This is a genomic window from Marinobacterium sp. xm-d-579 (assembly GCF_013282935.1).
Classification (GTDB): domain Bacteria; phylum Pseudomonadota; class Gammaproteobacteria; order Pseudomonadales; family Balneatricaceae; genus Marinobacterium_E.
In genome coordinates this window covers 236561-258842 of sequence record NZ_WBYP01000004.1, presented here as the reverse complement: position 1 = coordinate 258842, position 22282 = coordinate 236561, and the positions used below count along the sequence as shown (strand labels likewise).

Genomic DNA, 22282 nt, shown 5'->3' with positions numbered 1-22282 from the left:
GACGGTTTAATGGAAAAGATCCTTCAACTGTGGGAAGCCTCGGGCATCTACAACATCTCAGCCGGTCAGGTAACTATGATCGCTGTTGGTTTGTTGTTGCTCTTTTTGGCAATCCGCAAAAACTTTGAGCCACTGCTGCTTGTGCCAATCGGTTTTGGTGGCATCATGGCGAATATTCCCGAGGCTGGACTCGCGTTTTCTGCAGTAGAGAATGCGGTTCACTTTGCAAAACCTGAAGTGCTTCAGGGTTTGGCTGCTTCATTGAATATTACCAGTGTGGATCCTCACGAGATACTGCATGCTTACCACGGCTCTAATCCGTCTACGCATCATGCAGCCACTATGGTTGCTGCTGACGCGGGTTACAGCAATGGTATGCTCTATAACTTCTACTCTGTAGCCATTGCTTCGGGTGTTGCTCCGCTACTGATCTTTATGGGCGTTGGTGCGATGACTGATTTTGGTCCGCTCCTTGCTAATCCAAAGACTCTATTCTTGGGTGCTGCAGCTCAGTTCGGCATCTTTGCAACGGTATTGGGTGCTGTGGGTCTTTCAGCGATGGGTATCATGGACTTCACAGTTCAAGATGCAGCTGCAATCGGTATCATAGGTGGTGCTGACGGTCCAACAGCTATTTACGTTGCCAGCATGCTTGCCCCTCAATTACTGGGTGCGATCGCTGTAGCTGCCTACTCATACATGGCACTAGTGCCAATGATTCAACCGCCAATCATGCGTGCATTGACGACTGAATCGGAGCGTAAGATCGCAATGCACCAGCTTCGTCATGTCTCTAAGACTGAGAAGATCATGTTCCCGATAGCGCTGTTGATTCTTGTCGCACTGTTGCTTCCGGATGCAGCCCCACTATTGGGTATGTTCTGTTTCGGTAACCTGATGCGTGAATGTGGCGTTGTGGACCGTCTGAGTGATACAGCACAGAATGCTCTAATCAACATCGTGACGATCTTCCTAGGTCTATCGGTTGGCTCTAAGTTGAGCGCTGATAAGTTCCTGGACTTGAACACACTGGGCATTTTGCTCCTTGGTATCGTTGCTTTTGGTATCGGTACAGCTGCAGGTGTCTTGATGGCTAAGCTGATGAATAAGCTTGAGGGTGGTAATGCAATCAACCCACTTATTGGTTCAGCGGGAGTCTCTGCTGTTCCTATGGCTGCTCGTGTCTCCAATAAGATCGGTTTAGAGGCTAACCCTCAAAACTTCTTGCTGATGCATGCCATGGGCCCTAACGTAGCGGGTGTGATTGGCTCTGCGGTTGCTGCAGGTGTCATGATTAAGTTTGTTGGTTAATCTTTGATTAACCATTATAAAAAGCGCCCTCGGGCGCTTTTTTGTTACCTGACAATTGTGAACTTTGAATATTCTCTAACTTTTTTTACAAAAGTGACTTCGTTTTATTTTTTATCGTCTATGCTGTGTATAGAGAAAGAAAATAGACCCGCAGTATAAAGGCAGTATCTGCGCTTTAGGAATTGAAGAATGAAGACGCTCAGTACAGGTGAAATCGCTAAGCTTTGTGACGTTAATTTACGAACCGTCATTCGTTGGATCGAGCGAGGGGCTTTAAAGGGTTTTAAACTTCCAGGTCGAGGGAATAACAGAGTTCGCGTAGAGGACTTCTTAGCCTTTCTGGTTGAGCATGAGATCCCGATTCCTGCTGAACTGCAGGAAGATAGTCGAAAGGTTCTTGTTGTAGATGATGAGCCTGCCATCGCACGTGCATTACAACGAGTGTTACGTAAGCATGGTTTGGTCGCAGAGGTGGCCGCTGATGGTTTTCAAGCGGGTACCAAGCTGATGAAAGATCGCCCAATTCTGGTGACCTTGGATCTCAGTATGCCGGGCCTAAGTGGTTACGATGTACTGAGTTTTGTTCGCGAAACTCCAGAAATAGCTTCAACCAAAATATTGGTCATCTCGGCATTGGGCAGTGAAGCCCTCCAAAAGGCGATCGATTTGGGAGCCGATGCGATTTTGAATAAGCCGTTTGATAATCATGAGTTGGTCGAAGTGATCAATAAGTTGGTTGGAACAGCGGCGAAAGCTGAAGATATTTAACAGCTATTCAGACAGCAAGCCATAAAAAAAGCCCGCTAATGTTTGTTAGCGGGCTTTTTTGTTACTAGGCGTTTAGTCAGCGATTTCTGAGCGATTCTTTCCCTCGGATTTTGCGAATTTCAGCGCTTTTTTCGCTGCTTTATAGAGCTCTTCAGGGTCATCACCGATATCGATTGCCTTGGCTGCTAGAGTGATTTGTATGTCGACTTTCTGGTTTCGCACTAGATAGCTACGTGAGGCCAGTTTCATTCTGACCCGTTCCATAATGCCGTTAATACAGTCCTCGGGAGCATACTGATTCAACATGATGCCAAACTCATCGTCCTCGGTACGAGAAATGATATCGCCTGAGCGAAGATTAAAGCTTAATAGTCTGCCGACCAATTTTAAAACGTCCTCACTGGTTTGAGGCCCGACAGACTCAACAATAGAGCTAAAATTATCTACATCTAAGAGAATTAGGTAGGAGGGTGCAACGCCTGGCAAGGCCGTGCCAACAATCGCTTGAGCCTCTACTTGCTCCATCAGAGCCGTTCTATTGAGTAGACCGGTCAGTGGATCAGTCGCAGTTAGGCTTTTCACTAGCTCATCGTAATTACGTTTCTCATCATCACGTTGTTTTTGAACGAGCTCTTCGTTAATGATCGCAAGCAGTTCACTATTGTCCCAGGGCTTGGACATGTAGCGGTGAATTCTACCTTCATTAATGGCACTCACCGTCATATCAAAATCTGAATAACCAGTCAGTAGAATACGAACCGTATTGGGTGTGATCGACATGGTTTTTGCCAGGAATTCATCACCTCTCATCTCGGGCATTCGCATGTCAGAAACAATCAGATCAACCTCATTGGATTCAAGGTACTTCAGGGCTTCCGGTGCCGATGTGAAACCGATAACTTCGTAGTGGCTTGAACGTAACACCCTGCGAAGCGAGTTAACGACAGACTCCTCATCATCCACGCATAAAATCTTAGCGGCTTCGGTCCGATCAAGGTATCGGCTATTGTCTAAAGAGCTCATCAGTACAACTGTCCTTCGGGTCATTTATGTCATATGACTTAAGGTATAGTTTAGGGTCTGGGATCTGTCAAATTGATCAGTAAAAATAATCTGTTTTTCATTGTGAAAAGAGAGATAGGAGACTGGCACCCCAGAGACGATTCGAACGTCCGACCTACCCCTTAGGAGGGGGTTGCTCTATCCAGCTGAGCTACTGGGGCACTGGCAGTGAATTCTAAAGCCTCATTTCGACTATGCAATAGGATTCTGTTGAATTACTTAGACTAAAGAGTCCTTTTGAACAGACCAATGTCTAATTCTGACTTAGGGTAGCTCAGGTTATAAATATTGCACTTTAATAAATAGAGTGTGGCAATGATTGCCGTACCCAATCAATCTAAGGGAAAGAACTAATGAGCGATAAGATCTACCCAGTATCTGCAGAGTTTGCTGCTAACGCCCATGCTGATGAAGCTAAATACAACGAGATGTACCAGCAGTCAGTTGAGAACCCAGATGCGTTCTGGTCTGAGCAAGCTAAGCGTATCGACTGGATCAAGCCTTTCACTAAGGTTAAGCACACATCGTTTGATACTCATAATGTTGATATCCGTTGGTTCGAAGATGGTACGTTGAACGTTGCAGCAAACTGTTTGGATCGCCACTTAGAGACTCGTGGTGATCAGGTTGCGATTATCTGGGAAGGTGATAACCCAGAAGAAGATGAAAAGATCACTTACCGCGATCTTCACGAGCGTGTATGTAAGTTTGCCAACGTGCTTAAAGCGCAGGGTATTAGTAAAGGTGACGTAGTCACTCTTTACCTTCCAATGATCCCTGAAGCCGCTGTCGCTATGCTGGCTTGTGCTCGTGTTGGTGCCGTTCACTCGATTGTATTTGGTGGTTTCTCTCCAGAAGCGCTTGCAGCTCGTATAGAAGGCGCTAACTCTAAACTGGTTGTGACTTCTAACTTCTCACTTCGTGGTGGTAAAGCGGTTCCACTTAAAGCGAACGTTGATGAAGCTCTGACTCACCCTGGTGCAGCTAAGTTCTGTGAAAAAGTGGTTGTTGTAAACCGCGTTGATCAAGATGTTGCTTGGCATGAGAGCCGTGATGTTTGGTATGAAGAGGAGATGGCAAAAGCCTCTGCTGATTGCCCACCTGAAGAGATGAACGCTGAAGATCCACTGTTCATTCTTTACACTTCAGGCTCTACTGGCGCGCCTAAAGGTCTTAAGCACACCACAGGTGGTTACCTAGTCTACGCATCAATGACCCATCAGTACGTCTTTGATTACCAAGAGGGTGATATCTACTGGTGTACAGCCGATGTGGGTTGGGTAACAGGTCACAGCTACATTGTTTATGGTCCACTAGCAAACGGTGCAACGACCCTGATGTTTGAAGGTGTTCCAAGCTACCCAGATATGAGCCGTTTCGGTCGCGTTATCGAAAAACACAAAGTTAACCAATTCTACACCGCGCCCACGGCCATCCGTGCCTTGATGCAGAAAGGTGAAGATGTTCTAGGCGACTCTGATCTATCCTCTCTTAAACTGCTAGGTTCGGTTGGTGAGCCAATCAACCCAGAAGCTTGGGAGTGGTACAACCGTGTCATGGGTGCTGGTAAGTGCCCAATCGTTGATACTTGGTGGCAGACTGAGACAGGCGGCATCATGATCGTACCTCTACCTGGTGCGACAGCGACTAAGCCGGGTTCAGCAACTCGTCCATTCTTCGGTGTTCAGCCAGCGCTACTGGATAACGATGGCAAAGAGATTGAAGGTGCAGGTGAAGGTAACCTTGTCATTAAGGACTCTTGGCCTGGTCAATCTCGCTCAATCTGGGGCGACCACGAACGTTTCGGTCAGACTTACTTCTCTAGTTTCTCTGGCTACTACACAACGGGCGATGGCGCACGTCGTGATGAGGACGGCTACTACTGGATCACTGGTCGTGTAGACGATGTAATCAACGTATCTGGTCACCGTATGGGTACCGCAGAGGTTGAGTCTGCGTTGGTCGCTCACGAAGCGGTTGCTGAAGCTGCGGTGGTAGGTTACCCACACGATCTTAAAGGTCAGGGTATCTACTGTTACGTAACGCTGCAGGAAGGCATGGAAGCTTCTGATGAGCTTAAAGTGACACTGCGTAACTGGGTACGTACAGAGATTGGTCCAATTGCATCACCGGATTTGATTCAGTTCGCACCCGGTCTACCTAAGACACGTTCTGGTAAGATCATGCGTCGTATCCTTCGCAAGATTGCGGAAGACGATTTCGGTGCTCTTGGTGATACCTCTACCTTGGCAGATCCAAGTGTGGTGGATGACCTGATCGAAAACCGCATGAATCGTAAGAGCTAAACACTCTTATTAAAAAACCCACGACTCGTCGTGGGTTTTTTTATTTCCATTTGAACTGGAAACTAATCCATTATTCGATTAACTTATACCCTACAAAAAAGCGCTATACTGCCTTTCTAGGCTTGTCGGAGAATACTATGCAACTGGCTCAAAAAATTATCATTGCGGATGATCACCCACTGTTTCGTGCAGCGCTGAAACAGGCGGTTTCCCAAGCGGTTTCCGGAGTGGAGATTATCGAAGCGGATACTCTTGAGTCTGTTCAGAATGCCGTTGAAGAGCATGGTGATGCTGACTTGGTGCTTTTGGATATCCATATGCCAGGTGCTCAGGGTTTCTCTGGTCTGGTATTCCTTCGTGGTCAACACCCTGGTGTTCCAGTGATTGTCGTCTCAGGCAGTGAAGAGACTCATGTTATGAAGCGTGCGATCGATTACGGCGCGTCAGGCTTTATTCCTAAGTCATCTCCGCTAGAGACCATTTCAGAAGCGATTGTTGCTGTTCTTCAAGGTGATGAGTGGTTGCCAGAGGAGTTAGAAGAGTCAATGGATGACCTTGTTACAGACGAGGATCAGAAGTTTGCTGAAGCGATTGCCTCTTTGACGCCACAACAGTTCCGTGTACTGACGATGCTGACGGAAGGACTATTGAATAAACAGATCGCTTACGATTTAAACGTTTCTGAAGCCACCATCAAAGCTCACGTGACGGCGATTCTTCGTAAGTTGGGTGTCCACAGTCGGACCCAAGCTGTCATCGCTGCACAGCGTCTTGGAGTAGAACCTCCCAAGACAGAGGGTTAACACCTGCTCATAAGAAAGCCGCTCATACTTGAAGCGGCTTTTTTGTATCTAAAGCTTATGTTGGCATCTAGGGTCTAACGTAGATATAACCCTGTTGCTGCAGTCGGACGATTTCAGGGAGTCCGGCTTTGACGACGTCCTCTTCACTGACATCGTAAAGTGCGTCGTAGCCTATTTTGTATCCGGTCAGTGAGTTTCCGCAAATGACAAACTCTGTCCCCATAAACTTCAGCGTATCTATGGCGCCCTGTTTAGCGGTATCGTCAACTGCCGACATAAAGTATTCGATCGCTTCACCATGGATAACCGCTTTGATCTCGACACTGTCCTCACCCAATTCATTAATATGATTTGAGATGTTGCTGAAGGTGTGACCAATGCGTGATTCATCCCCATAGTTGATGTGATACACCACCTTTTGCGGCTCATAGTCGTTGGCCATGACTAGGGGGCTGGATAAAAGAGCAAACAGAGCGAATGTCTTAAACATCTTCAGATACCTTAAATACAAAAAAGCCGGCTACGCGCCGGCTCTTGAAGCGTGTGTAACTCTTAGATTACATCTGCTTCTCAGTTTTTTCACCTGCTACTTCGATGTCGACACGGCGGTCTGGACGAAGACAGGCGATTAGTTGAGCGCCTTTGCCAGTACAGTTCGCTACCGGAGCTGTTTCACCTTTAGCATCCACTCGTAGTTTCCAATCTGTAACGCCAGCGCCTTTAAGCTCTGATGCAACAGCGGTAGCACGATCTAGTGATAGCTTCTGGTTGTAAGCGTCTGAACCGATGCGGTCTGCGTAGCCTACTAGCTTAACGCTCTCAAGGTATGAAAGTGATTTAATAAAATCAATTACGCTGCTAAGCGAGCCCACTTTGGTACTGTTGAAGTCAAAGTAGACAGCAAATTTACGTTTAGCTTCGACTTCGACCATTTTTGGTTCTGCTGGTTTTGCGATCTCCTCTTCTACAGCAGGAGCTGCAGTCATACATTCTGTAGCCGGCTCCATAAGTGTTGAGTTTGGAGTCATGATGCAGTTTCCATTACCGTCACGGACAAACGAACCATCGGTTGCAGAGACTAGGTAGCCAGCATTTTCGCCATGGGCCATTGCTGAACCGCTAGCAATAGCTAGTAACATACTTGTAGCGAGTGCGATCTTTTTCATTATCTAATTCCTATCTTGTTCGACCTGTTGTTAAGTCTTAATGCCTATATTAACTGGGCGAGTCTTAACCCTAATTTAACTGTAGACCAAGATTTGAAAAAATGTGATTTAAGGTAAAACTTTTTTGTACGGCTTTACTTTAACCTCTGCGTAGACATCAGCGGCGACGTAGGGATCCGCATCAGCCCAAGCTTTTGCATCTTCCAGAGAGGCAAATTCAGCGATCACTAGGCTGCCTGTGAACCCTGCTTCACCCGGATCTTCAGAATCGATCGCAGGGTGGGGGCCTGCAACCAGAAGTCGACCTTCAGCAATTAATGCTTTAAGTCTCTCTAAGTGCTCAGGGCGAGCAGCCAATCGGCGATCCAGTGAATTAGGTTTATCTTCAGAGATAATAGCGTAGTACATAAACACCTCTATTTTTCGGTGGGTGCTTCAGGCTCTTTTGCATGTTTTGCAATATAGAGGCCCTGAAGAATGATGAAAAGGATGGTTAAACCGAGCATACCGAAGAGTTTGAAATCGACCCAGATCTCTTCACTGAAGTTGTAGGCAACGTAGAGATTGACAATGCCGACTGCAACAAAGAAAACGACCCAAGCAAGATTCAAACGTGACCATACCGCTTTGGGTAACTCCATGCTTGAGCCCATCAGACGCTCAACGACGGTCTTGTCACCAATGAACTGAGTGGCTAAAAAGCCTACCGCAAATAGCCAGTTAACGATGGTCGGCTTCCACTGGATGAACGCTTTGTCTTGAAAGGCGAGTGTTGCACCACCCAGTAGAACCACTAAGACCAGTGTCACAAGCTGCATTTTCTCGATCTTGCCTTGAACTTTCCAAGAGTAGAGCATCTGCAAAAGCGTTGCCGGTATTAGAACAGCGGTCGCCAACAAAATGTCATTGGTGAACTTATAGACCGCAAAAAAGACGATAACTGGAAGAAAATCGAGTAGTATCTTCATAAAGAACCTCTGAAAAATTTGCCACAGTATAAAAGCTCAAACGCAAAGTTAAAAATGATGATTCCAGCAATTGGTCAATTTGATCTTCATATGCACAGTAATGTTTCCGATGGCACCTTAAGTCCAACGGAGTTAGTGCAGCGCATCTCCAAAACCGATGTGAAGGTCATGGCATTGACGGATCACGATACCTTAGGTGGATTGGCTGAAGCGAAAGTGGAAGCAGATCGCCACGGCATCCAGTTTATAAACGGTGTTGAGTTGACCTGTGACTGGCGTGGTCGTGTTATTCATCTGGTGGGACTTGGCTTTGACTCTAGTTCCGACAAGTTTGAATCCTATATGGATCACTTGATTCAGCTCAGGTACCAGCGTGCAGAGAAGATTGCAGAGCGATTAGAGAAGCGCGGTGTTGCTCGAGGTCTGTTTGACCTCGCTAAACAGTATGCAGGAGAGGGTCAAATTGGTCGCCCCCACTTTGCACAGGCGCTATTAGAGCTGGGTAAAGTCGAGTCGATGCAAGAGGCCTTTGATAAATACTTAGGTCAAGGTTGTGCGGGCGATGTTAAAGCGGAATGGCCTGCCATCGAGCAGAGTATTGCTCTGATTAAAGAGGCCGGTGGTGTGGCGATTCTGGCTCACCCCACCAAGTACAAGATGACCTTCACTAAGCTTCGTGAACTGATGGCAGACATGCTTTCAGCGGGGGCTGATGGGTTAGAGGTGAGCTATCCTGGCGTAACGCCTGGTCATCAGCATGAACTGATTAAGTTGGCTGATCGAGCAAATTGTTGGGTCTCAGCAGGCAGTGACTTCCACTCCCCCGATCAACGTTGGACTGCACTTGGTCGTTATCCCCATTTTGATGCGCAACGAGTCATCGTTGAGCAGTTATGTGCCTAACGGCACGGAGTTATTATGAGCCAGTTCTTTTCGATTCACCCCGACAACCCGCAAGCGCGATTGGTGTCACAGGCTGTTGAAATTCTGAATAAGGGTGGAGTGATTATCTACCCGACGGATTCAGGCTACGCACTAGGCTGTCACCTTGGTGATAAGAACGCCATGGAGCGTATTCAGCGTATTCGCAGGCTCGATGATAAGCATAACTTCACGCTGGTCTGTCGTGACCTCTCAGAGATTGGAACCTACGCAAAGTTAGGTAACAGTATGTTCCGCTTTATTAAGTCACATACTCCTGGTGCTTATACCTTCATTCTCAACGCGACGACGGAAGTTCCTAGACGCTTAATGCACCCTAAGCGCCGTACCATAGGGATTCGCATACCGGATAATAAAATTGCCATGGCCATCGCAGAAACTTTGGGTGAACCTATCATGAGTACGACTCTGATCATGCCTGATGAAGAGATGCCCCTGACCGATCCTTATGACATTCGCGACTTGCTAGAGCATGCTGTTGATCTTGTTATCGATGGCGGCTACTGTGGTATGGATCCAACGACGGTGCTAAACCTGACAAATGACGAAGTTGTTATTGTGCGTGAAGGTGCAGGACCTACCGATACATTCTAAATGAGCTCGATACTCTTCTGTTCCTGTGAGGATAGAAATCCCGCTTCAATAATGGCGATTTGATCGACAACAGATTCCAAAGGTACGGGGTTGTCTGCAACACCCTCTATAAAGCCTTTAACCTGCTCAAAAAACTGGGCGTAATTGCCTAGCTCTGTTGTGACCCTCTCATCGCCTTGTTCGTTATGCAGTCTGCCAAAGTTAGCAAACTCCTCTGCGGCCCAACTTGGCGTAGAGAATGCTTTGCCGTTAATGAGTTGAGCCTCTTGGGGATCCATAGCATATTTCACAAATCGACCTTGGGTTCCCTGAACATCGAATCTTAGAGGGCGGCCAAAGCAGAAGGGTGAGCTGTGCAGTTTAACGACTGTGTTTGAGTAGTGAAGCAGTACATCAAAATAGTCATCAACAGAAGCTCCCTCCCTTAACGTCCTGATATCCGCGGTGACGGCTGAGGGTTTACCAAAGAGTTGCAAGGCTTGGTCAACAAGGTGAGGCCCAAGATCAAACCAGATGCCCGCTCCCTCACCGGGAAGTTCGCGCCAGCGAGTTTTAGGGATTGGCCTGGCACGATCAAAGTGCGACTCAAAACGTCTGATTTCACCCAATCGACCTGACCTAAGTAGCTTTTTAAGGGTGAGAAAGTCACCATCCCAGCGTCTGTTTTGAAAGATGCTGACCGAGCCCGATGATTCCTTCTCTAAACGAATTAACTCGTTCAACTGTGAACTCGATGTGCAGGCGGGCTTGTCGAGGATAACCCGCTTTCCGGCTTTAAGCAGAGCCTGAGTGATCTCAAAATGGGAATCGTTTGGAGTGGTGACAATGTAGAGTTCCGCACTGCTCGATTCGAGCATCTCTTGATAGTGGCGATAGGCGATCATCTCAGGCCAGTACTGTTTGGCCTCGGTTGCATTAGATCCGCTAGCTGCAATCAGTTCATAGCCATCAAGTGTTCTTAAAAAAGGCTCGTGAAAGGTTTTAGCTGCAAATCCATAGCCAATGATGGCGGTTTTTATCGTCATTAAATGCTCTATTTCTTAACTCGGGGGCTTGGGTCCACTTATTGAAACAGGTTAATCTGTGTCCTTAATTTGAACAAGCTGTTTGATCGGTTTTAGGAGTGGGTTTTGGAGTTGTTAGTCGCGTTAGGTTTCAGTGTTGTTGTCATAGTTGTGGGTTATCTATGGCACCGCTCATCCCTTGCCCATAGACTTTCAGAGGTGGCTCAACAGCAAGTGCAGCTTGAATCTAAGTTGGCGGTGGTCGAGTCTCAACTGACCTATAAAGAGTCCCTGATTGCAGAAAAGGAGTCCCGTCTATCTGAGTTAAAAGGCGAGTTGGAGGTTGAGAGGCAGCAGTCGGCTCAGTTACGAAACCAGCTAATGCAGTTGGGTGAAGAGAAAGCGCGTCGTGACACTGAACTTGAGCAGAAAGAGGTGCATTTCGCTCAGCAGATCAAACAGCTGGAAGAGAGTCGTACCCTTTTAAAAAGGGAGTTCGAAGCGCTGGCGCAAGAGATTCTTGAAGCGAAAGGGAAGAGCTTTCAGGAGCAGAGCCAACAGCGTTTGGACGCTCTGTTAAAACCGATGACGTCTGAGATGAAAGGGTTCAAAGAGCGCATCGAGAAGATACACCAGTTTGATAACGAGCAGCGCTCCAAGCTGACGACGGAACTGCAGCAGCTAAAAGATCTCAATGCGAAAATTACTACGGAAGCTGAGCGACTCAGTTCCGCGCTTCAGGGTCAGAAGAAGATGCAGGGTAACTGGGGTGAGCTGATGCTCGAAAATGTCCTCGATTCCAGTGGATTGCGCCGAGGTAAAGACTACAAGCGTGAAGTCAGCATCAATACTGAAGAGGGGAGACAGCGCCCTGATGTTGTGGTCTATCTTCCACAGAACAAGCATTTGATTATTGATGCCAAAACCTCACTGTCTGCTTACACACGCTATGTTAATGCCGAGGATCCCCATGAACGGACTCAGGCGCTGAAAGAGCATGCTGAAGCGATGCAGGCGCGCATTAAAGAGCTATCCGACAAAAGCTATTTCAAGCTCAATGGGCTCAACTCGCCAGAGGTGGTTGTGATGTTTGTGCCGATTGAGTCGGCTTATGTTGAAGCCCTCAAATACAATGAGATGCTATTCCAAGAGGCGATTGAAAAGCAGGTGCTGGTGGCAACGCCAACGACGCTATTAACGGCTTTGAATATCGTTCGTCAGTTATGGCGCTTTGAAGATCAATCCAAACACAGTGCTCAGCTGGCCGACCGTGCAGAAAAAGTCTATAGCAAACTCAGCTCTTTCCTTATGAGTATGCAAGATGTTGGACGTAAGCTCGACAGTGCGCGCACCAGTTATGATAAAGCCTTGGGTCAGCTCTACTCAGGTAAGGGGAACCTCATCAAACAGGCGGCTGAGTTTAAAGAGCTGGGTGTTTCTGTTCAGAAAGAGCTACCGGCGGAGTTGGTTGAAAAAGCCTCGCTTGAATTAGAATCTCCCTATACAGCAGGCGCATCAGACACATCTGACCCAGTAAGAATTGAGCCTCAACAAAACTCTGATTGAACCTCGGTGATCAGGTGCGCTAACGCTTTTACTCCTGGAGTGGATGTTTCTCCATGCGTCAGTATTAGGTAAAGCTCCGCAAAGCGCTCGTTGCCTTCTGCTAAATTGAGGGGTTTTAACGCTCCGCTGGCGAGGTGATTTGCAATCAGCGCTTCGGCGTACCAGGCGAACCCCATACCCTTAATAGCAGCCTCAATAGAGAGATCGGGCGAATCGAGCGTCCAACGCTGATTGGCCCCGAGCCACCCCGCATCAATATTACGAACGCCTGTGTCTCTCACGACGAGTTGTCGGTGCTCTTGAAGCATTTCGAGGGTAATGGGTGTCTCAATTTGATGCAGTGGGTGAGAGGGGGCAGCGGCCGCTACAAATCTAAATCGTCCTAAACTCTGACCGACAAACCCTGGTGGCACGCGACCACCGATGACTATATCGGCATTCCGCTCTAGCAGAGCCTGCTCAGAACCGCTAAGAACAGAGCGTTGATAGTCAATCTTGGTCTGCGGTTGCTGTTTTGAAAAACGTTCTAGCGCCTCGAGAATGATGCTGTTCGGGTAAATTGCCTCAATACGAAGTTTGATACGAGCCTCTGCGCCCAATGCAAACTGACTGGCGAGAGTCTCAATGCGGGTTGCTCGTGCGATCAGCTCGCGGGCATGAACAACTAACTGTTCACCCTCTGTGGTCAAGACCGCACGCCGACCTTGAGTGGTGAAAAGTATTACGCCGGTACTCTGCTCAATCTGTTTGATGGCATAACTTAGTGTTGATTGGCTTTTATTGATTGATTCGGCTGCTTTCGCAAAGGTTTCGCTATCCGCCACAGCAATCAGAGCTTGCCACTGTTCTAAAGATATCATCTCATTCCATCTAATATATCGATCATATAAATCTAAATTTTGCTATTTATCATCGAAATTATAGATGAGATTATCACCTCTTCAAACAGATAATTTTTTAAAAGGATATTGAAATGGCGACTCTACTTCATATTAAAACCTCTCTATTTGGTGACAATGGTCAGTCAGCGCAACTGGCGAAAAGCTTTGTTGATAAATGGCTGGATGAAAACAGTGATGGCGTGGTCATCGAGCGTGATCTAGCTAGTGATCCTGTACCTCATTTGGATGCTTACCGAGTAACAGCATTGAATAGTCCGGCTGAAGAGCGTGACGCTGAACAGAGTGCTATCGTTGAGTTTGCTGACGCACTGCTTGCTGAAGTTAAATCGGCTGATACGATTGTTATCGGTTTGCCAATGTACAATTTCAATATTCCAAGTCAGCTTAAATCCTGGTTTGATCACCTGGCTCGTGCTGGGGTGACGTTCCATTACACAGAACAAGGCCCAGTAGGTCTAATCGAAGATAAACCCGTATACCTAGTTGCAACTCGTGGTGGTCTTTACGCAGAGCAGGGTCAGGATTTCCAGGTTGATTTTGTAAAACAGTTCCTAGGCTTTATTGGGCTTAAAGATACTCGTCTTGTTTTGGCTGAAGGGCTCGCGATGGATACGCATCGAGATCAGTCACTAGAACAGGCTCGAGCAGCGTTTGTGTAAACGGCTGAAACGACAATAAAAAGGAGAATCGTTATGAACCGAGTGATTAAGCGTCGAGTGCCCGGCGTCGACAGTATGGATGGTGCTGGGGTTCGGATTCGTCGCAGTGTAGGCAAAAGCCAATTCGCACGCATCGATCCATTTCTGATGTTGGATTGCTTCTCGTCAGACGATCCTGATGACTACATTGCCGGTTTTCCTGCCCATCCGCACCGTGGTTTTGAGACAGTCACCTACATGCTCGATGGCTTAATGAAACATCGTGACCATATGGGTAATGAGGGGATCCTGCGTCCAGGCAGTGTGCAGTGGATGACAGCGGGGCGCGGTGTGATTCATGAAGAGATGCCTCAGCAAGAGAACGGCTTAATGCGCGGATTCCAGTTATGGGTCAATCTACCTGCAAGCGAGAAGATGAAGCCGGCGGCTTATCAAAATATTGAACCCGAGGAGATCACCGAGATTCAACTACCTAATGCCTTCATTCGATTGGTGGCGGGTTCGTTTGAGTTTGATGGTCAGCACTACACTGGGCCAGTGTCAGGGATCAGTCGTCAGCCCATTTTTATGGAGGTTCGTTTATCACCGAATGCCGAGCTTGAACTGCCTGTCGCTGAGAACCTGTCAGGTTTTGTCTATCTATTCGAAGGGACGGGTTATCTTGCTGATGATAAGCTAGAGATCCATGAGGCAGCCGAGTTGTCCGACGGTGATGCGATTCAACTGACAGCGGGTGCAGAGGGGGCGAGACTGATGTTGATTGCGGGTGAAGCGATCGGTGAGCCAATTGCACAGTATGGTCCGTTTGTCATGAATACAACGGATGAGATAGAGCAGGCGATTGCCGATTATCGTGCCAACCGTTTGACAGGTTAGAGGTTTTAACGGGGAGGGTGCCTAGAATTTAATCAGTTGACTCAAATATTCGAGGAAAATTGTAATTTTTTCGAAATGAGGGGTTGACGGCTAATAGGGTGCTCCGTATTATTTGCGCCTCCTCACAGAGGAACGCAATACATTAAGTGTTGTCCCATTCGTCTAGTGGCCTAGGACACCGCCCTTTCACGGCGGTAACAGGGGTTCGAACCCCCTATGGGACGCCATCCGCGGGAATAGCTCAGTTGGTAGAGCGCAACCTTGCCAAGGTTGAGGTCGCGAGTTCGAGCCTCGTTTCCCGCTCCAATGTATTGTCTACGACGTCCCATTCGTCTAGTGGCCTAGGACACCGCCCTTTCACGGCGGTAACAGGGGTTCGAACCCCCTATGGGACGCCATTTTTGCGGGAATAGCTCAGTTGGTAGAGCGCAACCTTGCCAAGGTTGAGGTCGCGAGTTCGAGCCTCGTTTCCCGCTCCAATCTCCTCTTCTTAATGTCTCTTATCGTCTAACGGCGTAATCATCATATTTCGTAGCTGAAGATAGTCGATTGTTGCATCTTGTGACTCTTGCTCGAATCGTGCTTCGTCGAGTGCTTGGTACTGTGCAATCTCCTCATCGCCCAGATAGTGAATACAATCACCGCCAAATAGCCAGAGTAAATCGCGAGATAGCAGGGGTAGGTGTTGTGGGAATGCTCCCACGATTCGCGTCATTAGGGTCTGGCCCAGTTCAAACGCGTCCGCTGAGTGCTCTTCGTAGGCAGCGATTGTCTGTTCAAACAGCGCAAGCAGCTCATCGGACTCCGTTGTTAAGGTTTCGTCACTGTTGAAAGGTGGCTGCTTTATAAGGTTGTTATAGCCAAGCTTCAGTAGATTTAGATGAAATTGATGAAAATCGGTCAACGGATAGTCCCTGTTTGTCTGTATAATTTGCGTTTAACTATGAATACGTTACTGAGTTAATTTTCTCAAAGGTTAGCACTGAATGGAACTTGCTCTTCAAATTCGTGGGTTGGAAAAAACCTACGGGAATGGCTTTAAAGCGCTTAAAGGGATCGATCTGGATGTAAAGCAGGGCGATTTTTTCGCTCTGCTAGGTCCCAATGGGGCGGGTAAATCGACCACCTTGGGTATCGTCACATCCTTGGTCAATAAAACGGATGGTAGTGTGTCAGTCTTTGGCCACAATATTGATTCTGACCTGACCCAAGCAAAGCTCTGCATGGGCATTGTCCCTCAGGAGTTTAACTTCAACTTCTTTGAGAAAGTTGAAGACATCGTTGTGACTCAAGCGGGTTACTACGGGATCCCCTCTTCTATCGCCAAAGAGCGTGCAGAGCACTACCTAAAAGCCTTGGGTTTATGGGATAAACGTGACAATCGAGCACGCCAACTCTCAGGTGGTATGAAACGTCGTCTGATGATTGCTCGTGCGTTGGTTCATAACCCTAAATTGCTGATTCTGGATGAGCCGACTGCAGGCGTGGATATTGAGCTACGTCGATCGATGTGGGAGTTTCTTACCAAGATCAACGAAGAGGGCACGACGATCATCCTGACGACTCACTACCTTGAAGAGGCTGAGTCACTCTGTCGCAATATCGCGATCATCGATCAGGGTGAAATTATTCAAAATAGTTCAATGAAATCGTTGTTGGCTAAACTGAATAACGAGACCTTTATTCTAGATCTTGATCGAGATCTTAAGAGTCTCCCCGATCTCGATGGCTTGGAAGCGCGTTTAGTCGATGAGCATACCCTGGAAGTCGATCTGCCTAAGGGGCATGGTCTCAACAGCGTATTCGCGCAGTTAACAGCGCAAAACATCGCCGTGCTTAGTATGCGTAATAAAGCCAACCGTCTTGAAGAGTTGTTTGTCGAACTGGTTGAACACAAGGGGGCTAAATAATGAACGGAAATCTTCTTTGGGTTGCCTTCTCAACAATCGTAGTGAAAGAGGTTCGACGCTTTACTCGAATTTGGGTTCAGACACTGATTCCGCCTGCGATCACCATGACGCTCTACTTTATTATCTTCGGGAATCTGGTTGGCTCTCGGATCGGTGAGATGGATGGATTCGACTACATGCAGTTCATCGTGCCGGGTCTGATTATGATGTCGGTGATTACCAACTCTTACGGAAACGTCGTCTCGTCATTTTTCGGTACTAAATTTCAACGTCACATTGAAGAGCTGCTCGTCGCACCGGTGCCTAACTGGGTGATTTTGGCCGGTTACGTCATCGGTGGTGTTGCTCGTGGTTTAGCCGTTGGATTCATCGTCACTCTATTGTCGCTGTTCTTCACTGATCTGACGTTAGCGCACCCCTTTGTAACGCTCAGCATTCTGTTTTTGACTGCTGTCGTCTTCTCATTGGGTGGCTTCATCAATGCGATCTACGCGAATTCGTTCGATGATATTGCGGTGGTGCCAACCTTTATTCTGACGCCTCTAACCTATTTAGGTGGCGTGTTTTACTCAATCTCACTGTTGCCTGAGTTTTGGCAGGGGGTCTCTCAGCTCAACCCCATTCTCTACATGGTGAATACATTCCGTTATGGAATCTTGGGCGTTAGTGATATTGACGTCACCTTTGCGTTTGGCATGATCATTCTGTTTATTGCAGTGTTAGGTGGCTTTGCGCTGCACCTTCTAAACACAGGTAAGGGGATTCGAAGCTAATGAACGAACCAGAAAAGGTCCTCCACTCACCCCTAGGTAAAGAGACGGTCTACGCCAATCAGTACGATCCCTCACTGCTTTACCCCATAGAGCGAGATATCAATTGGCAAGCGCGCGGCGTTGATCGCTCCACCTTGCCCTTTTTTGGGGAAGATATCTGGAACAGTTATGAGATCAGTTGGTTGAACGCTAAGGGCAAACCGATTGTTGCACTGGCTCAGTTTCATATCCCAGCAACGTCGACGCATATCGTCGAGTCTAAGTCATTTAAGCTCTACCTAAACTCCTACAATCTGAGTCGCTTTGACTCTGCTGATGAGGTGGCTGCTCAGATGGCTAAAGATCTATCAGACGCGGCGGGCGGTCAGGTTCGGGTGACGTTGACCTCTCCTCAAGATGCGGTGCAGATTGAATCCTTTGACGGTCGTTGCATTGATGATCTTGATATCACGGTGGCTCACTACGAACCAGCTCCTGAGCTACTATCAAGTCAAGGTGAAAACGTCACCGAGACACTGATTTCTCACCTGCTTAAATCCAACTGTCCAGTGACAGGTCAGCCCGATTGGGCGAGCGTTCAAATCAGTTATAGTGGACCGAAAATAGATGAGGAGGGTCTGCTAGGCTATCTGATCTCCTACCGTGAACACGGCGATTTCCATGAGCAGTGTGTAGAGACGATCTTTATGGATATTTTAGAGCGTTGTCAGCCCGAAGAGTTGACGGTTTATGCGCGTTACGTGCGCCGAGGCGGTCTGGATATCAACCCTTACCGTAGTACGCTCGATACTTTGCCAAAAAATCCACGATTAAGCCGACAATAAGGAGCCCTGTGATGGATGCGATTGAACTGTTAACCCAGCGTACCTCTTGTGGCATGTTGGAAGCGCCTGCGCCTACAGCAAAGCAGCTGGAGCTGATGTTTCAGGCCGCATCGCGAGCGCCCGATCACGGTCTGCTTCGACCTTACCGCTTCCTAACCATTCAAGGATCTGCGCTTGATCGTTTAGGCCAGCTCTACCTTGATGCATCCTTAGTTAAGAATCCTGATATTGAAGAGGCGCAACGAAATCGCCTACTGAATATGCCTCTTCGAGCACCGATGATCGTGGTCGCGATTGCGGTGATACAACAGCACCCTAAAGTGCCTGAGATTGAGCAGGTAATGACAGCCGCCTGTGCCGCGCAAGCTGTGGTTCAGGCAGCTTACGCACAAGGTGTCGGAGCTATGTGGCGTTCGGGTGATCTGATGTTTGATGCGAATGTGCAGAAGGGATTGGGTCTTAATGACAATGAAGAGATCGTCGGCTTCATCTATTTAGGTCAACCAATGCGAGATCGCCAAGCTCCAGAAATGGATCAGTCCCTATATGTTGCGGAGTGGACGGGTGAGTGATCAGGCGTTTCTTAGTTGGCTGCATCAGGCCATTCCATTAACGGCTGCTATGCAGATTGATGAGATCGATTACACTGGCAATCAACTTCAACTTAGTGCACCGCTAGAACCGAATCTGAACGATAAGGGAACGGGCTTTGCGGGTTCCATAGCCTCCATCGCGACACTGAGCGGTTGGTGTCTGCTGACCTTATGGCTCAGAGAGCGTGGCATTGATGCCGATGTTATGATTGCCAAAAGCGAACAGCGCTATTTAGCCCCTGTCACCGATCGCCTGAAAGCGGTTGCGACACTGCCAGATGACGCTGTCGTTGAGCAGTTCTGGCAGCGTTTTCAAGAGAAACAGCGTGCGCGGCTACCAATCAGCGTCGCCGTGGGTAATGAGCAGACAGTGTTTGAACTGCAGGGTGATTACGCCGCTATACAGCGATAGGAGTGTGTCATGACGATCCATCAATATGCTTTGTCAAAAGTCAGTTGTGCCGGCTGTGTTCGATCAATCGAAAAGGCCTTGAATGCTTCTGATGATATCTCTGATTTTGCGATCAACTTCGCCGATCGAACAGCTACTGTTGAGTCGAATCTTCCAACCACTGAGGTTGAACAACTGATCATCAATGCTGGCTACGGTGCCGCTCTTATAGAGAATGAAGAGGATCTTGCGGCTCGTGATCAACAGAATCAACAAGAGCTAAAACAGACCTTCACTCATGCCTGGGTTGCGATTGGCCTGGGTGCATTTTTGATGGTTCAGATGTTGGCAGGCCTCATGCCGCCGGTGGAGAGTTCAGAGGGTCTGGTGAATGGCCTAATCACGGCTACACTCTCCGCGATGGTGATGTTCCACTCAGGTGGCCATATTTTCCGAGGGGCGCTTCAGAGTTTTAAACGTCTCGATTTTAATATGGATACACTGATTGCCTTGGGCACCGGGGTAGCCTGGCTCTATTCAGCACTTCTGCTGATGTTCATTCAATGGATTCCAGAGTCGATCCCCACGCAAGCCAGACACCTCTACTTTGAAGCCTCAGTTATGATTATTGGCTTCATCCTGCTGGGTCAAGCCTTAGAGGCTAAGGGGCGAAATCAGACCGCAGAAGCCTTGCGTCACCTAATGAATTTACAACCGAAAACAGCGCTAAAAGTGATTGAAGGTGAAGCCAAAGAGGTCTCTATTCAACTCCTGCTGCCTGGTGATCTGGTCCGAGTCCTACCAGGACAGACGATACCGGTTGATGCCCTAGTGGTTGAAGGCAGTAGCTATGTTGACGAATCGATGCTGACCGGTGAGTCTGTTCCAGTTCAACGTCAGTTAGATGACCAAGTGACCGGAGGCACGCTCAATGGTGAGGGCGTTTTACTGGTTCGTGTGACCGAAGTAGGGCAGAAGACTCGCCTCGCTCAAATCCTATCGTCTGTCAGAGAGGCACAAAACAGCAAACCTGCACTGGGTAAGTTGGCGGATAAAATAGCCTCTATCTTTGTACCCGTCGTCATTCTTATTGCACTGCTTGTGTTTGCACTCTGGTGGTTTGTTGGTCCAGAACCGACTTGGTCTTATGCCACTCTAGCCAGCATGACCGTATTAATTGTGGCCTGCCCTTGTGCGTTGGGTCTGGCGACCCCAATGGCAGTGATGGTGGGTGTGGGTCGTGCTGCTAAAATGGGTGTGCTTATTCGAGAGGGCGATGCCCTGCAGCGATCACAAGACCTGACCTGTGTCGTCATGGATAAGACCGGCACATTGACTCAAGGCAAACCCTCACTGACTCATCAGCATGCTGCACCTGAGTATGCAGCAATCGCCAAAACGCTTGCTTCACACTCTGAGCATCCACTCTCTAAAGCCTTAAGTCATTCACTCGAGGGAGGCGCTTGCGAGGTTGATCAATTCAGATCGATCTCTGGTTCTGGTGTGGAAGCGGTCATTGACGATGAAACCTATCGTTTGGGTAGCGGGCAATGGATGGAAACCTTTGATATCGATTCATCCGATTTTGTCTGTGATGCAGAAGCGTGGAGTGAAGAGGGCGCCTCATTGGTCTGGTTGTTTAATAGCAGCCGAGTCTTAGCCCTGTTTGCTTTGAATGATGCCCTTCGTGATGATAGTCAATCTGCCGTCGAGCGTTTCAAAGTGATGGGTCTTCGATTAGTACTACTGTCGGGCGATCACTCAGTGGCGGCTGAAGCGATCGCCAAACAAGCAGGCATTAGTGAAGTCATTGCCGGTGTTCAGCCTGAGCAAAAACTGCAGACAATCGCCCAACTTCAGGCCGAGGGTGAGGTGGTTGCTATGGTTGGGGATGGTATTAATGACGCCCCAGCGCTGGCGCAAGCGGATGTTGGTTATGCAATGGGTGGTGGTACTGATGTGGCGTTAGCTTCTGCTGATGTAGCACTGATGCAGAACTCTTTGCATGCGGTAGCGGATGCGATTCAGTTGTCGCGATTAACGGTCAACAATATCAAACAGAATTTGTTCGGCGCATTTTTCTACAATGTCGCGGCGATTCCTGTTGCTGCGGGTATTCTATATCCCGTGTTTGGTCTTTTACTCAATCCGATGATCGCCGGCGCAGCGATGGCACTGTCGTCAGTGACGGTCGTTGCCAATGCGCGCAGGCTGAACCAAGTGAACCTATCGCGCTAATCGATACGTTCTAGGCTCAAAATTGTGATCGGCTCTCTTGGTACATTCCGGTAGTAACTGACATTGCCGGTTTGTACCGCGGAAATCTTATCGACGACCTCCATCCCTTCTATGACTTTGCCGAACACCGCATATCCAGGGCGATTGGTTCGTCCATCAAGACCTAAGTTATCAACTGTGTTGATATAGAACTGCGCTGTGGCGCTATCAGGTGCTTGGGTTCGGGCCATGGCAATGGAACCTCGAACATTGCTCAGCCCATTCATCGACTCATTCTTAATCGGGCTGCCCGTGTTTCTCTCACGCATCTCGGCATCCATACCACCGCCTTGAATCATGAAGCCTGGAATGACTCGGTGAAAAACCAAACCCTCATAATGATCTTTGTCGACATAGTTCAGAAAGTTTTCGGTAGAGATGGGGGCTTTCTCATCGTTGAGTTCAAATTTGATCTCTCCCATGCTGGTCTGCATCACTACCTTAGGACCAGCAAAAGCCAGCGGAGCGGTTAGAACAAGTGAAGCGATGAACAGATTGTTCTTGAAACGCATCGATTATCTCCAAGTCGTTTTATACTAATTCTTTAGTCTAAGACTACCCAATTTCTTGCCGGCTGAGAACCACTT

Annotated in this window: 24 protein-coding genes and 5 tRNA genes; 19 read left to right on the top strand and 10 right to left on the bottom strand. The window is 48.1% G+C overall.

Going from position 1 to position 22282, the window contains the following annotated elements:
- The first annotated feature begins 9 nt into the window (after positions 1-9).
- Complete coding sequence (locus XMD579_RS10375; protein WP_173484597.1) at positions 10-1311, top strand: sodium ion-translocating decarboxylase subunit beta; 1302 nt, start codon at positions 10-12, stop codon at positions 1309-1311.
- Between the two features lie 189 nt (positions 1312-1500).
- On the top strand, positions 1501-2079 hold the full coding sequence (locus tag XMD579_RS10370) for a response regulator (protein ID WP_173484598.1): 579 nt from the start codon (positions 1501-1503) through the stop codon (positions 2077-2079).
- Between the two features lie 72 nt (positions 2080-2151).
- On the opposite strand, the gene XMD579_RS10365 is transcribed toward XMD579_RS10370, so the two are convergent.
- Entirely contained in the window at positions 2152-3102 is a 951-nt protein-coding gene (locus XMD579_RS10365) for a diguanylate cyclase domain-containing protein (protein WP_173494819.1), read from the bottom strand.
- Between the two features lie 123 nt (positions 3103-3225).
- Positions 3226-3302: transfer RNA gene (locus XMD579_RS10360), tRNA-Arg, on the bottom strand.
- 192 nt (positions 3303-3494) lie between these two features.
- On the opposite strand from XMD579_RS10360, the gene acs reads away from it, so the two are divergent.
- Together acs and XMD579_RS10350 are read left to right on the top strand one after the other, a co-directional pair.
- Positions 3495-5447, top strand: coding sequence for an acetate--CoA ligase (gene acs / locus XMD579_RS10355; protein ID WP_173484600.1), 1953 nt, complete (start codon positions 3495-3497; stop codon positions 5445-5447).
- A gap of 137 nt (positions 5448-5584) precedes the next feature.
- Entirely contained in the window at positions 5585-6250 is a 666-nt protein-coding gene (locus XMD579_RS10350; RefSeq protein WP_173481405.1) for a response regulator transcription factor, read from the top strand.
- Positions 6251-6317: 67 nt separating this feature from the next.
- On the opposite strand, the gene XMD579_RS10345 is transcribed toward XMD579_RS10350, so the two are convergent.
- From XMD579_RS10345 to XMD579_RS10330, 4 genes are all read right to left on the bottom strand, one after another.
- Entirely contained in the window at positions 6318-6740 is a 423-nt protein-coding gene (locus XMD579_RS10345; protein WP_173481404.1) for a DsrE family protein, read from the bottom strand.
- 67 nt (positions 6741-6807) lie between these two features.
- Positions 6808-7416, bottom strand: coding sequence for an OmpA family protein (locus tag XMD579_RS10340; protein ID WP_173484601.1), 609 nt, complete (start codon positions 7414-7416; stop codon positions 6808-6810).
- Between the two features lie 108 nt (positions 7417-7524).
- Complete coding sequence (locus XMD579_RS10335) at positions 7525-7824, bottom strand: YciI family protein (RefSeq protein WP_173506329.1); 300 nt, start codon at positions 7822-7824, stop codon at positions 7525-7527.
- Positions 7825-7832: 8 nt separating this feature from the next.
- Positions 7833-8384, bottom strand: a complete 552-nt coding sequence (locus XMD579_RS10330; RefSeq protein WP_173481401.1) for a septation protein A — start codon at positions 8382-8384, stop codon at positions 7833-7835.
- Positions 8385-8438: 54 nt separating this feature from the next.
- Here XMD579_RS10330 and XMD579_RS10325 point away from each other — a divergent pair, with 54 nt between their 5' ends.
- The gene (locus tag XMD579_RS10325; protein WP_173506328.1) at positions 8439-9287 is read left to right on the top strand and encodes a PHP domain-containing protein; all 849 of its coding nucleotides are present in this window, start codon (positions 8439-8441) and stop codon (positions 9285-9287) included.
- A 15-nt stretch (positions 9288-9302) separates the two neighbouring features.
- Entirely contained in the window at positions 9303-9920 is a 618-nt protein-coding gene (locus XMD579_RS10320) for an L-threonylcarbamoyladenylate synthase (protein WP_173494822.1), read from the top strand.
- On the opposite strand, the gene XMD579_RS10315 is transcribed toward XMD579_RS10320, so the two are convergent.
- A complete protein-coding gene (locus XMD579_RS10315) occupies positions 9917-10945 on the bottom strand; it encodes a Gfo/Idh/MocA family oxidoreductase (protein WP_173494823.1) in 1029 nt (342 codons plus the stop codon). The genes XMD579_RS10320 and XMD579_RS10315 overlap by 4 nt on opposite strands.
- A gap of 105 nt (positions 10946-11050) precedes the next feature.
- On the opposite strand from XMD579_RS10315, the gene rmuC reads away from it, so the two are divergent.
- Complete coding sequence (gene rmuC / locus XMD579_RS10310; protein ID WP_173494824.1) at positions 11051-12490, top strand: DNA recombination protein RmuC; 1440 nt, start codon at positions 11051-11053, stop codon at positions 12488-12490.
- Here the strand turns inward: rmuC and XMD579_RS10305 are convergent.
- A complete protein-coding gene (locus tag XMD579_RS10305; protein WP_173481396.1) occupies positions 12472-13350 on the bottom strand; it encodes a LysR family transcriptional regulator in 879 nt (292 codons plus the stop codon). The two genes, rmuC and XMD579_RS10305, sit on opposite strands and share 19 nt — an antisense overlap.
- Positions 13351-13463: 113 nt before the next feature.
- Here XMD579_RS10305 and XMD579_RS10300 point away from each other — a divergent pair, with 113 nt between their 5' ends.
- The 6 genes from XMD579_RS10300 to XMD579_RS10275 all read left to right on the top strand — a co-directional run bounded on the left by XMD579_RS10300 (position 13464) and on the right by XMD579_RS10275 (position 15406).
- A complete protein-coding gene (locus XMD579_RS10300) occupies positions 13464-14051 on the top strand; it encodes an FMN-dependent NADH-azoreductase (RefSeq protein WP_173481395.1) in 588 nt (195 codons plus the stop codon).
- Between the two features lie 33 nt (positions 14052-14084).
- Positions 14085-14927: a pirin family protein gene (locus XMD579_RS10295; protein WP_173481394.1), complete on the top strand. Its 843-nt coding sequence runs from the start codon at positions 14085-14087 to the stop codon at positions 14925-14927.
- Between the two features lie 151 nt (positions 14928-15078).
- Positions 15079-15154: transfer RNA gene (locus XMD579_RS10290), tRNA-Glu, on the top strand.
- 3 nt (positions 15155-15157) lie between these two features.
- A tRNA-Gly gene (locus XMD579_RS10285) sits at positions 15158-15233 on the top strand.
- Positions 15234-15249: 16 nt separating this feature from the next.
- A tRNA-Glu gene (locus XMD579_RS10280) sits at positions 15250-15325 on the top strand.
- A 5-nt stretch (positions 15326-15330) separates the two neighbouring features.
- Positions 15331-15406 (top strand) — tRNA-Gly (locus tag XMD579_RS10275).
- An 11-nt stretch (positions 15407-15417) separates the two neighbouring features.
- On the opposite strand, the gene XMD579_RS10270 is transcribed toward XMD579_RS10275, so the two are convergent.
- A complete protein-coding gene (locus tag XMD579_RS10270; protein ID WP_173481393.1) occupies positions 15418-15831 on the bottom strand; it encodes a PA2817 family protein in 414 nt (137 codons plus the stop codon).
- Positions 15832-15913: 82 nt separating this feature from the next.
- Between XMD579_RS10270 and XMD579_RS10265 the strand changes: the two genes are divergently transcribed.
- From XMD579_RS10265 to XMD579_RS10240, 6 genes are read left to right on the top strand one after another with little or no spacing between them, the layout of a single operon-like run.
- Positions 15914-16837 (top strand): ABC transporter ATP-binding protein, encoded by a 924-nt coding sequence (locus tag XMD579_RS10265; protein WP_173481392.1) that lies wholly within the window; start codon positions 15914-15916, stop codon positions 16835-16837.
- Positions 16837-17610 (top strand): ABC transporter permease, encoded by a 774-nt coding sequence (locus XMD579_RS10260; RefSeq protein ID WP_173483389.1) that lies wholly within the window; start codon positions 16837-16839, stop codon positions 17608-17610. Before XMD579_RS10265 ends, XMD579_RS10260 begins: the two co-directional genes overlap by 1 nt.
- Entirely contained in the window at positions 17610-18434 is an 825-nt protein-coding gene (queF, locus tag XMD579_RS10255) for an NADPH-dependent 7-cyano-7-deazaguanine reductase QueF (RefSeq protein ID WP_173481390.1), read from the top strand. The genes XMD579_RS10260 and queF overlap by 1 nt, the downstream gene beginning before the upstream one ends.
- Positions 18435-18445: 11 nt before the next feature.
- Complete coding sequence (locus XMD579_RS10250) at positions 18446-19006, top strand: nitroreductase family protein (RefSeq protein ID WP_173481389.1); 561 nt, start codon at positions 18446-18448, stop codon at positions 19004-19006.
- On the top strand, positions 18999-19439 hold the full coding sequence (locus XMD579_RS10245; protein WP_173481388.1) for a YiiD C-terminal domain-containing protein: 441 nt from the start codon (positions 18999-19001) through the stop codon (positions 19437-19439). Before XMD579_RS10250 ends, XMD579_RS10245 begins: the two co-directional genes overlap by 8 nt.
- Before the next feature lie 9 nt (positions 19440-19448).
- Positions 19449-21656: a heavy metal translocating P-type ATPase gene (locus tag XMD579_RS10240; protein ID WP_173481387.1), complete on the top strand. Its 2208-nt coding sequence runs from the start codon at positions 19449-19451 to the stop codon at positions 21654-21656.
- On the opposite strand, the gene XMD579_RS10235 is transcribed toward XMD579_RS10240, so the two are convergent.
- On the bottom strand, positions 21653-22207 hold the full coding sequence (locus XMD579_RS10235; RefSeq protein ID WP_173481386.1) for a peptidylprolyl isomerase: 555 nt from the start codon (positions 22205-22207) through the stop codon (positions 21653-21655). The genes XMD579_RS10240 and XMD579_RS10235 overlap by 4 nt on opposite strands.
- Positions 22208-22282: the final 75 nt, after the last annotated feature.